Annotated in this window: 19 protein-coding genes; 5 read left to right on the top strand and 14 right to left on the bottom strand. The window is 38.3% G+C overall.

Annotation, left to right across the window (positions count from 1 at the left end):
* The 6 genes from H7R46_RS08130 to H7R46_RS08105 are packed head-to-tail and all read right to left on the bottom strand — an operon-like array spanning position 1 to position 5,024.
* Positions 1–486, bottom strand: coding sequence for an aromatic-ring-hydroxylating dioxygenase subunit beta (locus H7R46_RS08130; protein WP_001056940.1), 486 nt, complete (start codon positions 484–486; stop codon positions 1–3).
* Positions 487–496: 10 nt separating this feature from the next.
* Positions 497–1,774, bottom strand: a complete 1,278-nt coding sequence (locus tag H7R46_RS08125) for an aromatic ring-hydroxylating oxygenase subunit alpha (RefSeq protein ID WP_005069110.1) — start codon at positions 1,772–1,774, stop codon at positions 497–499.
* A 29-nt stretch (positions 1,775–1,803) separates the two neighbouring features.
* Entirely contained in the window at positions 1,804–2,337 is a 534-nt protein-coding gene (locus tag H7R46_RS08120) for a nuclear transport factor 2 family protein (RefSeq protein ID WP_080631087.1), read from the bottom strand.
* 4 nt (positions 2,338–2,341) lie between these two features.
* Positions 2,342–2,701: a hypothetical protein gene (locus H7R46_RS08115; RefSeq protein WP_000387554.1), complete on the bottom strand. Its 360-nt coding sequence runs from the start codon at positions 2,699–2,701 to the stop codon at positions 2,342–2,344.
* Between the two features lie 28 nt (positions 2,702–2,729).
* Positions 2,730–3,878, bottom strand: a complete 1,149-nt coding sequence (locus tag H7R46_RS08110) for an acyl-CoA dehydrogenase family protein (RefSeq protein WP_080631195.1) — start codon at positions 3,876–3,878, stop codon at positions 2,730–2,732.
* A 36-nt stretch (positions 3,879–3,914) separates the two neighbouring features.
* On the bottom strand, positions 3,915–5,024 hold the full coding sequence (locus H7R46_RS08105) for an amidase (RefSeq protein WP_005069104.1): 1,110 nt from the start codon (positions 5,022–5,024) through the stop codon (positions 3,915–3,917).
* Positions 5,025–5,173: 149 nt separating this feature from the next.
* On the opposite strand from H7R46_RS08105, the gene H7R46_RS08100 reads away from it, so the two are divergent.
* From H7R46_RS08100 to H7R46_RS08090, 3 genes are all read left to right on the top strand, one after another.
* Positions 5,174–5,641: a MarR family winged helix-turn-helix transcriptional regulator gene (locus H7R46_RS08100; RefSeq protein ID WP_002121038.1), complete on the top strand. Its 468-nt coding sequence runs from the start codon at positions 5,174–5,176 to the stop codon at positions 5,639–5,641.
* A 399-nt stretch (positions 5,642–6,040) separates the two neighbouring features.
* Complete coding sequence (locus H7R46_RS08095) at positions 6,041–7,390, top strand: spinster family MFS transporter (protein WP_005069099.1); 1,350 nt, start codon at positions 6,041–6,043, stop codon at positions 7,388–7,390.
* Between the two features lie 109 nt (positions 7,391–7,499).
* Positions 7,500–8,756 carry an OprD family outer membrane porin gene (locus H7R46_RS08090; protein WP_086260937.1) on the top strand — a complete coding sequence of 419 codons (1,257 nt, stop codon included), beginning with the start codon at positions 7,500–7,502 and terminating at the stop codon, positions 8,754–8,756.
* A gap of 33 nt (positions 8,757–8,789) precedes the next feature.
* Here the strand turns inward: H7R46_RS08090 and H7R46_RS08085 are convergent, their stop codons facing one another.
* Genes H7R46_RS08085 through H7R46_RS08070 form a run of 4 tightly spaced genes read right to left on the bottom strand, consistent with a single transcriptional unit; the run spans position 8,790 to position 12,624 of the window.
* Positions 8,790–9,533 carry an SDR family oxidoreductase gene (locus H7R46_RS08085; protein WP_182924252.1) on the bottom strand — a complete coding sequence of 248 codons (744 nt, stop codon included), beginning with the start codon at positions 9,531–9,533 and terminating at the stop codon, positions 8,790–8,792.
* A gap of 15 nt (positions 9,534–9,548) precedes the next feature.
* A complete protein-coding gene (locus tag H7R46_RS08080; RefSeq protein WP_005069093.1) occupies positions 9,549–10,247 on the bottom strand; it encodes a histidine phosphatase family protein in 699 nt (232 codons plus the stop codon).
* Entirely contained in the window at positions 10,244–11,365 is a 1,122-nt protein-coding gene (locus H7R46_RS08075; RefSeq protein WP_005069091.1) for a phosphotransferase family protein, read from the bottom strand. Before H7R46_RS08075 ends, H7R46_RS08080 begins: the two co-directional genes overlap by 4 nt.
* 17 nt (positions 11,366–11,382) lie before the next feature.
* The gene (locus tag H7R46_RS08070) at positions 11,383–12,624 is read right to left on the bottom strand and encodes an acyl-CoA dehydrogenase family protein (protein WP_005069089.1); all 1,242 of its coding nucleotides are present in this window, start codon (positions 12,622–12,624) and stop codon (positions 11,383–11,385) included.
* Positions 12,625–12,712: 88 nt separating this feature from the next.
* On the opposite strand from H7R46_RS08070, the gene H7R46_RS08065 reads away from it, so the two are divergent.
* Both H7R46_RS08065 and pcaU read left to right on the top strand, forming a co-directional pair.
* Entirely contained in the window at positions 12,713–13,633 is a 921-nt protein-coding gene (locus H7R46_RS08065; protein WP_005069087.1) for a LysR family transcriptional regulator, read from the top strand.
* Positions 13,634–13,675: 42 nt separating this feature from the next.
* Positions 13,676–14,488, top strand: a complete 813-nt coding sequence (pcaU, locus tag H7R46_RS08060) for an IclR family transcriptional regulator PcaU (protein ID WP_002120879.1) — start codon at positions 13,676–13,678, stop codon at positions 14,486–14,488.
* A gap of 92 nt (positions 14,489–14,580) precedes the next feature.
* Here pcaU and H7R46_RS08055 read toward each other — a convergent pair whose 3' ends face one another.
* From H7R46_RS08055 to H7R46_RS08040, 4 genes are all read right to left on the bottom strand, one after another.
* Complete coding sequence (locus H7R46_RS08055) at positions 14,581–15,447, bottom strand: MBL fold metallo-hydrolase (protein WP_005069085.1); 867 nt, start codon at positions 15,445–15,447, stop codon at positions 14,581–14,583.
* 4 nt (positions 15,448–15,451) lie between these two features.
* On the bottom strand, positions 15,452–15,865 hold the full coding sequence (locus H7R46_RS08050; protein ID WP_005069083.1) for a DUF6691 family protein: 414 nt from the start codon (positions 15,863–15,865) through the stop codon (positions 15,452–15,454).
* Between the two features lie 4 nt (positions 15,866–15,869).
* Entirely contained in the window at positions 15,870–16,283 is a 414-nt protein-coding gene (locus H7R46_RS08045) for a YeeE/YedE family protein (RefSeq protein WP_005069081.1), read from the bottom strand.
* Positions 16,284–16,418: 135 nt separating this feature from the next.
* Positions 16,419–16,877, bottom strand: a complete 459-nt coding sequence (locus H7R46_RS08040; protein ID WP_014206923.1) for a DUF6438 domain-containing protein — start codon at positions 16,875–16,877, stop codon at positions 16,419–16,421.
* Positions 16,878–17,320 lie beyond the last annotated feature (443 nt).

Genomic DNA, 17,320 nt, shown 5'->3' with positions numbered 1-17,320 from the left:
CTAAAGAATGTAGCTAATACCAGCTAAGGTATCAGTTGAGTTAACCAAGTTAATGATTTTACGGTTAATCTTAAAACCAGTATCGGCATCACGAGTCAAATGGTAAGTAATATCTGCGGTGTAATGCTTGAGGTTTTCTTTACGGAATTCACGTAAGTTTTGAGCACAACGCAAAACGATTTCATCATCTTGGTCTTGAATGACTCGTACTCGCGAAATACTGCGTACCGTATTCGCCTTTGGTGCCGTAGAAATTGCCTCACCATTTTCAAGACGCTGTACACGTAAAGTACGCATATGATTATCGTCATAGGCATAATTTAAGTTGTTTTCGTAGTCAGTAAGGTTTGGGTCAATCGGAATGATATAAACACCCTTTTCATTCCATAAATTGAGCCATTCACGATATTCGCTGTGGTCTAACATATCTGCTTCAGCCCAGATGAAAGCAGTGACTTCATTTAATAATTGCAGATTCATATTCATTGCTCTCTCCTTAAGCTGTCATCATCTTTTTCCACTGCTGATAGGCTGCACGCATACCTGTTTCAGCACTGACATCACTTTTTAAGCCATCTTCGGTTTTGACTTCGCCCGGTAAGCCACGGTTGAGCATGATCCATAAATCATTGCCAGCATTGGCGCCGTGCTGTACGCGCTCCCAAGCTTCTGAGTCATCTGGCGTACCAAAACCAAATGGGCCTTGGAAATGTTCATGCAAACGTAAGCGATATTGGTTGGCAATTTGCGGGCCACCATCCATCGTAATCACCGAGTGATGAATTTCTGTTTCAGCAACTGAAATTGGCTGTAACACACGGAAGAACGCCATTGAACATGCAATATTCGGAAATAAATTTAAGTTAAAGCCAGAACCACCAACTGCGCGAACAATACGGCGTACTTCTAATTCTTCATGACCTTCGTCGCGCAAAGCTTGAGCCAAGTCTTCAAAGCGCTCTTGAATTGGTCGCTCCATAAGCTCTTCGTCTAGATCAACCAGTTCAGGAATCATCACCATAACACTGTGACCATTACCTAAGTCTTCAACAAAGCCCGGCTGATTTTCGAAGTTAAAGAGTTCTTCTGTTTTTTCATCAACAGAACTTAAGAATGACTTGTGCACTAATGGAAAGTGATATGCATCGGTGGTATTTTCAAGCTGGATTTTCCAGTTACCCGGAAAACGGAAACGGTGTTCACCCAACACTTTAATTGGATAACCCGCACCTTGTTTCATAAACAGGTCAATCCATTTTTTTGCAGGCCCAAGGAACTCTTCAAGCGGTTGAATGTCTTCTTTAAATGAAGCGAAGATCATGCCGTTATATTCTTCTACCCGTAGACTCACCAGCGGTAATTCTGACTTATCTAAACAATCGCCGTAACTTTCCGGAGATGGCACACCACGTAAACTGCCATCAAGTGCATAACTCCAACCGTGGTACGGACATACAAAACTATTGGTTTTTCCTTTTTTATGTTCACATACGGTTGCTGCACGGTGACGACAACGGTTTAAAAGTACATGGACTTTCTTTTTACGGTCACGTACCACAACCACAGGCTGTTTACCGATATTAATGGTTTTATAGCTTCCGCCTTCCGGAATTTCGCTGGCATGCGCAACCCACACCCAAGTGCTATAAAAGATTTTTTCCATCTCTTCATCAAAAATGCGTTCATCTTTATAAAGAGAAGTATGGGCACGGTCACTTTGAACCAAAGCATCGTAATCAATGCCAATGTTATGCGTTGGGATAATACTGTTCATATCAATAGTCCTTTTAAATATGTCCTGGGTCATTCCTGGGAAGGTACCGGCAATTCAGCTTCACTGTGCCAATGCGATACCGGACGACTGAAAATATTCTGTGTTTGGAAATGTTTAATTTTCCATGTTCCATCTGCTTGCTTTTGAAACTTCACATTGAGCTTTGCTGTATTCAGATGACTACGGCCATCTTTAAAGGTTGAAGTTTGCAACATGAGCCATGAAGCATTTGCATCATTTTGATTTACATAAATTTGTTCTGAATTTACAAAGTGTGCATTCATAACAAAGTGAGATTCTTTTTGGGTATAGCTTTTAAACATGTCGTAAATCGACTGCCAAGAATCATAACGGCCAAAAGATTTGGCATATTTCTCGCCAATACCTTCCCAAATACAGTCCTGATCAAAAAGATTCATTAGCTCATCAAGGTCTGTATTTGCATTAAGCTCGTCGCAGATTTCCATATAGCGATTCAGGCAGTTACGAATTGCATTGTGCGCTTCTAACTGTTCTAGCCGCTCTATGATTTCTGCCATATTCACTTTGTCATTCATTGCCATCGCCTTAACGTTGGATAATCAATTCACGCCCAACACGAGCTTCAACTTTGCAATATTTCCAAAGTTTGTATGGCCCTTCACCCACCACGGTCGTTCTAAACAAGTTACAAGCGGCATGTACGGTTTCAATATCCGGAACATCAGCAAGCAAATAAGTTGTCCAAGGCCAACCTGCACTTGGGCCAACCATGCTTTGGTCATCATCAAGATTTCCAAAAACATGCACGCCCGGTAAGTCATGAATGCCATTCCACATTTCACCAAACGCTGCCCAAACTGCTTTTGCTTCAGCAGGTTCTGCATCAAAAAAGTTTTGGTTAATACCCATGCAGAACAAAACGCGTAATGATTTTTTAGCTTCCATTTCAATATCCTTTTTAAAAAATTAAAACTTATAAATAACCTGGGGTTGGTTTTAACCCGAAACTGATTGAGCCTGCATTTTGTAAAGTTGCATCACCCATAAAGGCATGCTGAGTCACCACGTTGGTGTCATTCACAAAACGGCTAAATGGATTGTTGGTATAAATCGCTGTCATGCCCGCAAGCATTTGCATTTTTCGGGTGACTTTGGCACAAACTCGCGCTGCATGGGTACATGCCAGACGCATATCGCTAATTTGTTCAGCAGTTGCTTCACGACCAGCAATAATTTCATTCCAGACAATATCCATGGTTTGATAAAACCAAGATTTTGCAGCCTGAAACTCTGCATCAGCCTGAGCAAACTCATATTGAGTCACTGGTCGGTTGGCAATTTCTGAACCGCCTGTAATGGATGCTTTACCCGGCGCCAGTTTTTCAAATTCTTCTAATGCGGCAGCTGCAACCCCAATACCCACAACGGTTAAGACTTGGGTCGCTAAAGACAGTGATGGATATTTAAAAAATGGCTCGCTGAGTTTCGAAGGTTCACCACGTACAAAGGTCCATTTCTTTTCGACCAATACATCTTCGACGACTAAGTCATGGCTTCCTGTACCTTTTAGGCCAACGGTGTCCCAAGTCATTTCAATTTTGGCTTTTTTGGCAGGCATCACTGCCATGCGTGGTAAGCCTTGCATTTCATTGTTTTTAAGCGGTGAAATCCCCACGCCAACAATGTCCGCTCCCATACAACCGCTTGAGAATTTCCACCGCCCACGAACCACTACACCTTCATCGGTAATTTCAGCTGGTTGCGGTGGAAAAATACCTCCGGCAAATACGACATCTGGTCCGTTTTGGTATAATTCTTTCAGTGTATCTTCAGGCAAACTTCCTAAATACGCAGGACTCATACCGAAACTTGCCACCCAACCAACTGAACCATCAGCTTTAGATAATGTTTCGATCAACTCACAAAACTGTCGTGGTGAGCATTCGTCACCGCCAAAACGTTTCGGAACCAATGCACGGTAAACACCGATTTGCTTAAGCTTTTCGATAATGTCTTGGCTCACATACGCTTGATTATCAAATTCACCTGTACAGGCACGCTCACGAATTTCTTGACACAAAGCGTCTAAGTCAACTGCTTTGTCTTGAGAAACAAACTCCATTTTAGACAACTTATTCATCATCTAACTCCTTGTAATTTATTGCATTGCATCAATACAAAATTTAGCTATAGCGCATAATTGCTCATCTTTTTGATGCTTCGATACGATCTGTAAGCCCACAGGTAAACCTTCACTGGTTTCAAGTGGCACTGAAATGACAGGATGTCCTGATAAATTAAATGGTCGAACTAAAGCTGTAAGATTCAAAAAAGCGACCGTGTTTTCAGCTTCAGAAACTTTTGGTGGAATTTGTGGAAGTGTCGGTAGAACCAATGCATCATATTTTTCTAATAAAGCATCGAGTTCTTGGGTCAGCTGTGCTCTCACAACTTCTGCTTGTTTCACTTGCTCTAGAGTTGTTGCGGCAGCTTTTAATAAACGACCATTTACATCAGAACCAATTAAGCCAGTTTGAGTTAACTCACCAAAAGCTTGCCAATTTTCATAATTAATAATTTGCATGCCTGCATCAAAAGCCGCTTCAAAATGCTCAACTTTTTCTAAAACGGTCTGTAAATTCGCTTTTTGAAGTGCTTGATAAATACAGTTCCAGACAACCTCATCTGCGCTTACATCGAGAACAGCAATTTTTGGTGCACTAGTAAATTCAGTAGGTTTAAAAGTTGGATCAATAATTTGCATGGCCTTTTCAATCATCTCGACTGAATTTGCAAAAGGACCAACGCAATCCAGAGAACTTGACGGCGGATATACGCCTTTTCTGCTAACACGGCCAAAAGTCGGTTTTAAACCAAAAACTCCGCAGCACGCAGCGGGCATACGAATAGAGCCGCCAGTGTCTGTGCCTAAAGTAAAATCAGCTTGTTTTGCAGCGACGGCTGCGGCTGAGCCACTCGAAGATCCACCTGGAATAAGTTCAGGATATTTAGGATTGATGGGTGTACCAAAAGTGTGATTAATGCCTGTAATACCAAAAGCCAATTCGTGCAAATTTGTTTTCGCAATAATTTCACAATCTGCTTTTAGAATGTTTTTAACTACTTCAGCATCATCTTGAGCAGGTTCAACATTTAATAAAGCTCGACTGCCAGCAATGGTTTTTAGGCCTTGAATATCAATTGTGTCCTTGACCATGACCTTGAGCTTGCCACTTCCTTTGTGCACGCTTTGGCTAACAATATTCATTCACTTTTCCATGTATTTTTATTGATTAATTAAAATATCGGAAAATTTACTGGAATTGTCAAGTATTTTTTATAATTTGTTCTTAAGGAAATATGCAAAATTTTATTTATAATAGGATTACCCTTTTTTCACTAAGTTATTGCTTAGCTATGCTTGATCATTTAGAACAATTTCTTCCTAATAAAGAACCGTCGAGTATTCAAAATTTTCCTTTTTTTTGGGTTTCCCAAGTGAATGGAAAGTATTCACAACTGATTGAAAAATCAATAAAAAAGCTAGGTATTGATAATACACGCCGTAAAATTATTTTAAGCACTAATGCCCTTGGGGAAGCCAGTATTACCGACATTGCCAATCTTTCTACTTTAAAGTTAACGACGGCAACAAAAGCTGTATATCGCTTGGTAGAAGATGGAATTGTCGAGGTCTACTCTTCTACTTCTGATGAACGGATCTCGATGGTGAAATTAACGGCCAAAGGTATTGAACTGGTTGAACAGATTAATCAAATTAGTGTGGTCACCTTGGCAGGCATCCTGAATGCTTTTTCAGAAGACGAGCTACATAATTTAAATACCCAGTTAAAGAAATTATTTGACCTGATGCCATCCAGCTAAATATTTCTCATTATGATAAATTAGCTCTCTTAGAGCAGTTAAAAATTTCCTTTTCTTTAGCTGCTCTTTCGTTAAAACAATAAAAATTAATAAAATCAAATTCTTATATCATAAATTTATCTATATATAATTACTTAACATACTTTTTAGGTATTCTAACATACTCAATAAGTAATGGAATTTTACATATAAAAAGAAAATAATAATTCCATGATCTTAAAATCCCATTAACTCCTAATTGGGTTTAGACGCACTCTTCCGGTCTGTACGAGACCAAATTACTCATTTCTAGCCTATTTATTATTCTTATCTAAAAGGGGGAAATATTTAAAACTTTAGAGGAATAATAAAAGTTAGATATCAATTTCTTTAAGCGTTTTATACATAAGGATTAAGTGTATGAACCAAAGTAATATCGCTGTTGAAAGGACACAGAAGAAAAGCAATGCATATGCATGGTATGTGGTCATACTTTGTATGTTGGCATATATATTTTCATTTATTGACCGCCAAATTCTGGCGCTGATGATTGAACCCATCAAAGCAGATCTCCAACTTTCAGATACACAATTTAGCTTATTACATGGCCTCGCCTTCTCACTGTTTTATGCGGTTATGGGTTTACCCTTAGCCTATATTGCCGATCATTTTTCACGACCAAAACTAATTTCAATCGGGATTATTGTTTGGAGTCTGGCAACAGCAACTTGCGGTTTAAGTAAAAACTTTATTCAACTGTTCTTAAGCCGTATGGCAGTAGGTGTCGGTGAAGCGGCTTTATCTCCAGCGGCTTATTCAATGTTTAGCGACATGTTTAGTAAAGACAAACTAGGGCGTGCTGTCGGGATCTATTCAATTGGCGCTTTTTTAGGTGGAGGTATTGCCTTCTTAGTTGGCGGTTATGTGATTAACCTGCTTAAAGGTGTGACACTCATTGAAGTTCCATTATTAGGGGCGCTTAAAGCATGGCAAATTGCCTTTTTAGTGGTGGGTTTACCCGGCATCATTATTGGTTTGCTGTTTATTTTGACCGTTAAAGATCCTGCACGTAAAGGCCAACAACTCAACCAAAATGGACAAGTTGACCAAGTTAAATTCACACAATGTCTTCAGTTTATTAAAAAACATTCGAAAACATTTGCTTGTCATTATTTAGGTTTTACCTTTTATGCAATGGCACTCTATAGCCTAACTAGCTGGACACCTGCATTTTATATTCGTAAGTTTCAACTCGCGCCGACTGACACAGGTTACATGCTCGGCACAATTCTGTTAATTGCAAATACCTTAGGCGTATTTTGTGCAGGCTGGCTAAATGACTGGTTTATCAAAAAAGGCCGTCAAGATGCGCCGATGTTCACGGGTGTAATTGGTATTGTTGGCCTGATTATTCCAATTGCATTTTTTACCCAAACAGATCAGCTTTGGCTTTCAGTTAGCTTACTGATTCCTGCAATGTTCTTTGCATCTTTCCCTCTAGTGATTTCAGCAACTGCTTTGCAAATGTTAGCCCCAAACCAGTTTAGAGCACGCCTTTCTGCCCTCTTCCTTTTGGTGAGTAACTTAATTGGACTCGGTATTGGCACAACACTGGTAGCCATTATTACAGATAAAGTTTTTGGTAGCCCATTAATGGTTGGTTCTTCTTTATCTATTGTGGGTGGTTTGTCTTGTGTACTGGCTTTAATTCTACTTTTTAAAGGCTGCAAATTCTTTAGTGAAAGCATGAAGCTTGAAAAATTAAATTAATAGGTCTCACCAATTGCAAAAATGTACTCTCTAACTAAACGCTTAGAGAGTACCGAAATATTCAAAATTACGTAGTGCCGAGGACTGGCTTACACTTGGGAAATGGATTATGGAATTATTTCACCGCTTTCAACCACACACTTTAGCTGTTGCCACTTTATTACTGATGTGCAGCAACTCATGGGCTGCAAATCCAAATCAACAAACTGAAGATGAATGGAAATTCACTTTAAAAAATGCCTATATCAACCGTGATTTTGATAATGATGCACTTAAAGATACTGGCAGTTGGTCTCAGGCAGCATCTTTATTTTATAAATCGAAAATGCATGACACTCCATTAGTCATAGCAAACAAACCAATTACGATTGGGGCTGATGCTTCCGTTCAATACGCCGTGCGCTTAAGTTCAGACAAACATGTTGCGGATACAGTTTTGCATTTTAATAAAGAAACGCAATCTCAAGCTTCAGATTATTTAAAATATGGTGCAACTTTAAAACTGGGTTATGACAAAACTCTTTTGAGTGTCGGTGAACTCTGGCTAGATTTACCTGTAACGGCTGTAGATGCTAGTCGTCAGTTACTCACTTCATATTGGGGAACCAATTTAAAGTCACAACTTTCAGACCAACTCTACGCAGAAATTGGTCGGGTTGAAAAAGTATCTCCACGAAATGAAGAAGACTTTAAAAAGTTTTCTTTCACATCAAATGGAATTACTAAAGAATCTGATGGTTTGAACTACATTGACCTGCGCTATCAATTCACGCCGTCTTTAAAGGGTGAATATTACTTCGGTAATTTAGAAGATCTGTATAACAAACACTATATAGGACTTGAACATACGTGGAAACAGCCAAGTTTTGCTCTGACCTCTAAGTTTAAATACTTCAATGCAAAAGATGATGGCAACACCTTTGATATTGATGCGCAGAACATTGGATTACTTGAAACGGTTAAAGTAAAAAACCATACCTTTGGTTTAGGTTACCAACAGATTATTGGTGAATCGGCTTACCCATTACCAGATGGTTTTTTACCAGAGACGTATTTCATTAACTGGAACGCTACAGGCTTTTTTAAAGAGGATGAAAAGTCTTACCACGTCATGTATGGCTACGATTTTAAAGATTATGTACCGGGCCTAAATGCGATGGTGAAATATGTTTACGGACATGACTTTAAAGCAGCCAATGGTGAAAAAAACCACGAAACCGAGTCAAATGTGATTTTAAACTACGCATTTCAGCAACCGTTCCTAAAAGGCGTGGCCCTGCAATATATTCGTATTGATTACAATGTTAAGCACGGTAATGACTTTGGTGAAGATCGCTTGTTTGTCAATTACACTAAAAAATTCTAAATAAAAAATACCCCCTAAAATTGGGGGTATTTTTTATCCTAATTTATTGACCAACTTTAATGGTAAAACCTTCATAGCAATACTCATGGGTAACCACGGCCACTGTGGCACATAAGCTTTTACAGGTTGTTTTTCAATCGCTTTGACCAAAGCTTTACATCCTGTTTTTGCATCTACTTCAAAAGGTAAATGTTTAGCACCTTCATTCATTTCAGTGCGAATATAGCCTGGGAAAATGGTTGAGATTTTAATCGGTGTATCCAGTAATTCAGCACGAATACCTTCTGCCAAGTGAGCGACCGCAGCTTTACTCGCTGCATAAGTCGATAAATGTTTTGGCAATCCGCGCATCGCACTCATGGATGACATCACCACCAAATGACCGGCGTTTTGCTCTCTAAAAATTTCAACTGCTGCTTCACACTGCGCTAAAGCAGAAATAAAGTTTGTTTCAGCTGTGGCTCTGTTAATTTCAAAATTACCTTTACCAATACGGCGGCCATTGCCGACTCCCGCATTTACAATAATTCGGTCTAAATAGCCAAACTCTTTTTTAAAGGCGCGAAATACTTCAAAAACCTGATCGTAATTAGTTACGTCCAGACTTTTTACAATGACTTTAATACCGTACTCATTTTCAAGTTCGGTTTTTAAAGTCTCTAATCGGTCTAAACGGCGTGCACAAATCGCCAAGTTATAGCCTTTGGTTGCAAATTCATGCGCCATACCCGCGCCCAATCCAGAACTTGCACCTGTAATTAAAATTGTCTTTGCCATGCTTTTATCCTTATTTTAAATCCATGTCAGTAAATCTGGACGTTCAGCTTTTATAAAATGATGTTCATTTAAACTTAAAACCTGAGCTTCATTTCCAACCAAACGCAAAGTCGTGAGACTTGTATTCGCGATTGCCCAATTCAAGGCAAAAGTTCGATTAGGGCTCAGTTCAAGCAATTTTCCAATTGCTACAGAAATCACACCACCAGAGGTAAAAACGACTGCATAGCGAGGTTTGGTTTTTGCTAACTCATCACAAAGTTGCTGCAATGCTGTTTCGACTCTTTCTTTAAAGTGTGGCCAAGACTCATCATACTCATGATGAAAATCGCCATCTGTCCATCGTCCAATTGCGCCTTCAAATATTTTGGCAAGATAAGTACGCGGGTTTTGTTCTTGTGCAACATCAGCTTTTAAAAGTTCAGGTTGTTCAAAACGCGGTTCATAGCGGGCAAAAACCTGCTGATGATTAAACTCATTCCATAAATTATTATGATGAATCATCGCATCTGGAAAGCATTCATTGAGTGCGAGCTTTGCAGTTTGCTCGTGGCGCTGCATAGTTCCTGCAACCACATAAGGTTTTTCTTTCAATATTTGCTTAAAATATTGGCCTAATAAAGTCGCTTGAGCTTCACCATTTTCAGACAACTCATCATAGTTACTTTTACCAAATGATGCCTGCCCATGTCTTACCAGATAAATTGTGGTCATTTTCTTAAAATACCCTGTATTTTCTGTAGAGATTGCTGAGCAAATTCAGATTCTTGCAGTTTTTGCTGGGCGATAAGTTTTAAAGCTCTGATATGTAGTGCATGGATCACTATCCAGAAATCTTTAAAAGCAGGGTTTCGGGTTTGTTTATGGTAATAACGGTAATAGATTTGCTGGGCGATTACTGCTAAACGGAATACACCGAAGACTTCATAAAAAGTCCAGTTTTGAGGCTCCAGACCAGTTTTTTGCAAATAATAGTCAACAACTTCTTTGCGAGAGAACATTCCCTTTAAGTGAGTAGGCTGACGACGTGTTGATCTAAAAATCATATTATCCGTTGGCTCAACCCAATAAGCCAAAGCGCTACCTAAATCCATTAATGGATCACCCAAGGTCGCCATTTCCCAATCCAACACCCCAATCACATCTGTTGGATGCTCTGGATCTAAAATCACATTATCAAAACGCCAATCATTGTGAATAATACAAGTCGTCGAGTCTTGAGGGATATTATCGTTTAGCCATTTTCGGACATATTTAAATGAAGGAACGTTGATTGTGCGGACTTTTTCATAGCGTTTATCCCAACCTTCAACTTGTCTACGACAATATCCCGCACCTTTGCCTAATTCAGCTAAAAGCGTGTTCTCATAAGGTACTTGATGTAGCTCAATCAGCTTATCAATAACATTTACACAAAGCTCATGAACATCTTCTTCATTAAAGCCAAGCTCAGGCGGTAATTTTGCACGAGGAATAATACCTTCAATGCGTTCCATGACATAAAAATCACAGCCAATGACCGATTCATCCTGACAAAGTGCAACCATTTTAGGAAGCACTGGATAATAAGGCGAAAGATTTTTCTGCACCATATATTCACGGGCCATATCGTGGGCCGACTTCGCTTTAGTTCCTTTTGGAGGACGACGCAAAATTAAATCGGTATTTTCATACTTTAAACGATAAGTCCAGTTCGACGCCCCGCCCGTATATTGAGTAACAACTGCTGGGCCAACCAGCTCAACCCCTTGGTTCTTTAACCAGTTTTCAACTGCCCCAATATCAAGTTCTTCACCTTCACGTACTTCACCGCCTACATCAATTACCGACATATTCACTTCCTTTAAACTTATACTTTCTTATGACGACCATAACCACGTTTGGCCAACTCTAATTTGGCAATCATGCCTTTATGTACTTCATCTGGACCATCAGCTAAACGTAAACTGCGTGCTTGGGCAAAGAAACCCGTTAATGGTGTATCTCTTGAAACGCCCGCACCGCCATGTAGCTGAATCGCCATATCGACTACTTTTTCTAAAACACTCGGAGCGACCACTTTAATTGCAGATATTTCTGTTAAAGCGGCCATATTTCCTAAAGTATCCATTTTATAAGCAGCATACAAGGTTAAAAGTCTGGCTTGATCTATGGCGACTCGCGCATCGGCTACACGTTCAAGGTTTCCACCGAGTTTTAAAATTTCTTTACCAAACGCCGTTCTAGACATACCTCTATCAATCATAAGCTCTAAAGCTTTTTCAGCAGCCCCAATACAGCGCATGCAATGGTGAATACGCCCTGGACCTAAACGACCTTGTGCAATTTCAAAACCTTGACCCGCTCCACCAATAAAGTTTTCAATAGGTACTCGAACATTATTAAAGTGAACCTCACCATGTCCATGTGGTGCATCGTAGTCACCAAACACAGGTAACATCCGTTGAATTTCAACACCAGCCGTGTCAATCGGTACTAAAACCATAGAGTGTTGATGATGGCGGTCTTTTGTTTCATCTGGAGTATGTGCCATAAAAATAATGACTTTAGCATTTGGGTCACCTAAACCAGACGACCACCATTTTTTGCCATTTAAAACAATTTCATTACCGTCGATGAGTGCAGTCGCTTGCATATTGGTTGCATCACTTGACGCAACATCTGGTTCAGTCATACAAAAAACAGAGCGAATTTTTCCGTCCAATAAAGGCTCTAACCATTGCTGTTTTTGCTGCTCACTGCCATAGCGCCATAACAATTCCATATTTCCTGTATCTGGTGCATTACAGTTAAAAACGGTTGGTGCCAATAAACTGCGGCCAGTCAATTCAGCAATATGTGCATATTCTTGAACTGATAACCCTGCACCGAGTTTTTCATCGGGTAAAAACATATTCCAAAGGCCTGCCTGTTTGGCTTTAGATTTTAGAGTTTCTAAAAGCTCAGGCCACTGCCATTTTTTCCAGTTCCCATCTGGATTTAGCTCATGAACCTCTTCCCAAAATTTTGCTTCGACAGGTTCTATTTCTTCTAAAATAAATTTTCTTGTTCGCTCAGCAAAATCTTGAGCTTTCTTGGAGAGTTCAAACATTCTTTTTCCTTTACATCATTATCTGGTCTTTACATCAACATAACTTGAAACTTAATATGAATGAAATGATTTTATTAAATAATGCATCATGAATAATATTCATAACTTGTATGGCCTAGACTTAAGTTTTTTCCACCGAATCGATATCAATTTATATCCGCTTTTTATCGCGATTTATGAGCAAAAAAGTATTTCAAATGCGGCAAGTAGTCTCAATATTACGCAATCGGCAGCAAGTCATGCTTTGCAACGATTACGTCAACAACTTGAAGATGATGTATTTATACGAGTAGGTAATAAAATGTCTGCAACGCCTTTTGCAGAACAGATTTATCCAACTGTTAAGCAAGCACTTTTAACCATTCAAAATATTAGCCAGCAAAAACATGTCTTTGATCCAACAAGCTTAAAAAACTTAAAAATCGCCGTGCATGATGAAATTGAGCCGATTATTCTTCCAAAACTTGCTCAACATTTTCAAAATCTTAATTTAGATTTACAGTTTGTGAGTATGAAACTCGATCGAAAACATATTATGACTGACTTAGCGACACAACAGCTCGATTTCGTGATTGACCTAGAACAATACTTATCTCCCAAAATTACCTTTGATCATTTGGTAACAGATGAGTTTGTCATTTGCAGCCAACTTAAAGAAGTCGATTTAGCTAGTTATATCAGTGGTCGGCACATTGGTGTTTCGTCACGCCGTACGGGCGCTTTACTTGAAGATATTTATTTAAACCAACACCAAAAAATCTCTAGAAATGTATTTATGCGCTGTCAAAACTATTCAACGGCGTTACAAGTTTTAGGAGCCCAAGCCGACGCAATACTCACCATGCCTCGAATGATTTTGCAGCATTTGTCTTATAGTCATGAAATTTGCTTACATTCTCTGCCTTTTGAGATAACCAATATTAAAATGGGTATGTTTTGGCACGAAGATTTAAGGGATAATTTAAGGCATCAATTTTTGCGACATGAAATTATTAAACTTTTTCAGTAAAGCAAATTGATCTACTAAGCTTCTATCGTACAAGGATCAGTAATGAGTAAAGATGAACGTATAATCCAGAATCAGGACAACAAAAAAACGATTCGTCATGAAGATTACATTGCTGGCATTGGTAAAGGCATGGCGATTTTAGATAGCTTTAGTAGTAATCAACATCGTTTAAACATTTCTATGGCTGCTGAAAAAACTGGACTCACCCGAGCGGCAGCAAGACGTCATTTATTAACTTTAGAATATTTAGGTTATCTTGAGTCAGATGGTCACTATTACTATTTAACTCCGAAAGTTCTTAAATTTTCAGGAGCTTATTTAGGTGCAGCCCAGCTTCCAAAAGTGTCCCAGCCTTTATTAAACCTTCTAACTAACCAAACTTCTCTCATTTATTCGGTGATGGTACTTGATGGTTATGAAGCCATTACCATTGCTCGTAGTGCGGCCCACCAACAAACTGACCGTGTAAATCCATACGGCTTACACTTAGGTAACCGTTTGCCTGCTCATGCGACATCTGCGGGTAAAATTTTACTGGCACATTTAAGCCAAGAAGAACAATTGGACTGGCTCCAAAAATATCCTCTTCAGCGTTTAACTAAATATACGCATGTGGAAAATGATAAATTTCTAGAGTTACTACAAGAGATTCGAGAACAAGATTGGTGTTATTCGCGTGAAGAACACGAATTAGGAGTTCATGCGCTCGCCGTACCGATTTATGGGCAAGACTTTAAAGTGGTTGCAGCTTTAAATATTGTTTCTCCAACTATGAAAACAACTGAAGAATATTTAATTCAACATATTCTGCCGCTATTGCAAGAGACTTCGCGGGATTTAAGACAAGTTCTTTAAATCTTGCTTAGGCTATTTTGATAGGGTAAATTTTGTTATTGCTTAGGCTATTTACAGCATAAAAAGATCCAAAGTAAATGCTTAGGCTATTTCTAGAAGTAGTTGAAAGGAATTTTCAAATAACGAATGCCGTTTGATTCTGGTTCCGGAAAGTTTCCACCGTTCATATTAATTTGAATTGAAGGCAGAATTAATTTTGGCATTGCCAAAGTAGCATCTCTTTCTTGACGCATTTTGATGAATGAGTCCTTGGAAACTCGTCGATTTAAATGAATATTGCTTTGCTTTTGAGTTTTTATATCTGTTTGACAGATATATTTATCACGGCCTTCGGGCTTATAGTCATGGCATAAGAACATACGCATGTCGTCGGGAAGTATATAAAGTTTTTGTACCGAATCATAAAGCTCAGCAGCACTTCCTTTAGGAAAGTCACATCTGGCCGAACCATAATCAGGCATAAATAAAGTATCACCTACAAAAACAGCATCGGCAATCACATAGCTTAAGCAAGCTGGCGTATGCCCTGGTGTAGGAATGTTATAGGCTTCTATCTCCCCTATTTTAAAATGTTCATAATCTTCAAACAAATAATCAAACGGCTGATTTTCATTAAATTTCTTAAAATCAAAATTATAGATAGCCGAAAATGTTTCTTGTACTATCGAGATTTTTTGACTAATCGCAATTGTACCGTCCAATTTAGATTTTAAATATTGAGCCGCAGTCATATGGTCGGCATGTACATGGGTTTCTAAAATCCATTGTACTTTGAAGTTTTGCGCCAAGACATAATCGATAATCAGATCAGCATGAGTTGTTTTTGTAGTGGCCGATGCGGCATCGTAATCAAGCACGCTATCAATAATCGCGCATTGAAGAGTCGCTAAATCTGCAACAACATAGCTAAAAGTATTGGTGTTTTCATCAAAAAAATCTTTTACTAAAGGTTGTTGCATAGGCTTAATTTCCTTTATTTAAAATTCGGTAAATAAACATTCCTAATAACATCGCGACAATAAAATAAAGCGCTTCAAAATGTCCTAATCCGATCAAAGTTAAAGTGGGCGCTGGACATATACCTGCTATTCCCCAGCCTATACCGAAAATAAAAGCACCCACAATTAACCTTTGGTCAATCTGTGTATTTGTTGGTAATTGAATTTGTTCATTAAAGAGTGTTTTAGGAGTTTTTATAGCCTTTTGAAATGGAATAAATGCCACAGCAATAGCACCTAACATTACAAACATTAAGCTAATATCCCACTGCCCAAAAATATCTAAAAAACCTAATACCTTTTCTGGATTAGACATACCAGAAATCATCAAACCTAATGAAAATAAGCTACCAAATAAAAAAGCAAAAAAGTTTTTCATAGGGTTACCCCATCACATGACGAATGATATAAACCGTTAACATGCCAGCAAACATAAAAACTGCTGTCGCAATCATCGAGCGTTTTGATAACCTGCTCATACCACAAATACCATGACCACTTGTACAACCCGACCCTAACCGTGTTCCAAAGCCTACAAGTACACCTGCTAGAATAAGTGCAAATGTATTAGCTTTAATTTCAATTTCAGGCTGATAAAAATAACCATATATGAAAGGTGTAATCACGAGTCCCGCAATAAACCAGAATGCCGAACTCTTAAAGGTGTCTTTAGTAGGATTGATGACTTGAGCAAGCAAACCACTGATTCCGGCTATACGGCCATTTATATATAAATACCCAACTGTTGCGATGCCTAGTAATAAACCACCAAAAAAGGCATAGACAATATTTGACATATAACCACTCTTAACAATATATGTTTTTATAATCTGTATTATACGCTGATTCTTTTAGAAATACTTAATATAAAACTTTTGAGTTTATAATTCTTCTTAACAAGAAAAAGCCCCAAGATTTTGGGGCTTTTATCATTAAATTAGATCTTTAATGCCTAATTGTTCAGGTAACTTTTCCATAACCTTATTCAATCTATTATTTGCTGGAGAGATACAACCTGTGTAATGGCTTAATTTAGTTTCTGTGCCATTAGGTTGAATCCAAGTAATGTAATAGCTAGACATGTCGGTCGCTGTTTGCTGGCAACCCGCAGTTTTTGATTGTGTACCTGTTTCAGGGCGATAAGTTTTTAGATCATCTGCAAGTTTTTTATAATCTTTAACGCTACCTTGAATTTCTTTAACACCTATAGCTTTAGTGTATTGTTTACCTTCAAAGCGAATTAAACCTGTAGGTGTTACTTCTACAGAATAAATCGGACATGCGCCAAAACATGGGCTAGAAGCATAGCGGATTGTCTCTTGTGTATTCGGTGCTTGCTGAACAGAAGCACAACCCATCAAAGCTAAACCAGATAAAGTTGCAAGAACCAAAAATCTCATTACATCACCTATTATTATCAAGTGGCTTTAATTTATCAAATCATACACTTCTTGTCATTAAAGACTATTTTTTGTGATTTTATTCATTATTTAACTTTTAATTTTGCTTAGGCTATTGAGCAAGATAAAAACATTTTCTTTCACCCATAAAAAAAGGCCCATCTTTCGATGAGCCTTAAGCCATAAAAGCTTAAATTCCTGAAATACAAATTATTACTGGATAGTAATAATCTGCGTCGACCATTCTAGCGCAACCCAATAAATTATATAAATATAATATAAGTATATATTTAAGCTCGTTTTTCCAACAAAAAACACCTTATTTTTAAGGTTTAAAACTTAATAATGTTTATTTTTAATTAAAATTCACAATGTTAAGTTAAACAGAACTTAATAAAAGTTAAGGTTTTATTTATAGGTAAAAAATCCTAAGG

It is taken from the genome of Acinetobacter sp. BEC1-S18-ESBL-01 (assembly GCF_014169935.1).
GTDB classification, from domain to species: domain Bacteria; phylum Pseudomonadota; class Gammaproteobacteria; order Pseudomonadales; family Moraxellaceae; genus Acinetobacter; species Acinetobacter pittii.
The sequence above is the reverse complement of the archived record's forward strand: the minus strand, read 5'-3'. Positions and strand labels throughout refer to the sequence as shown.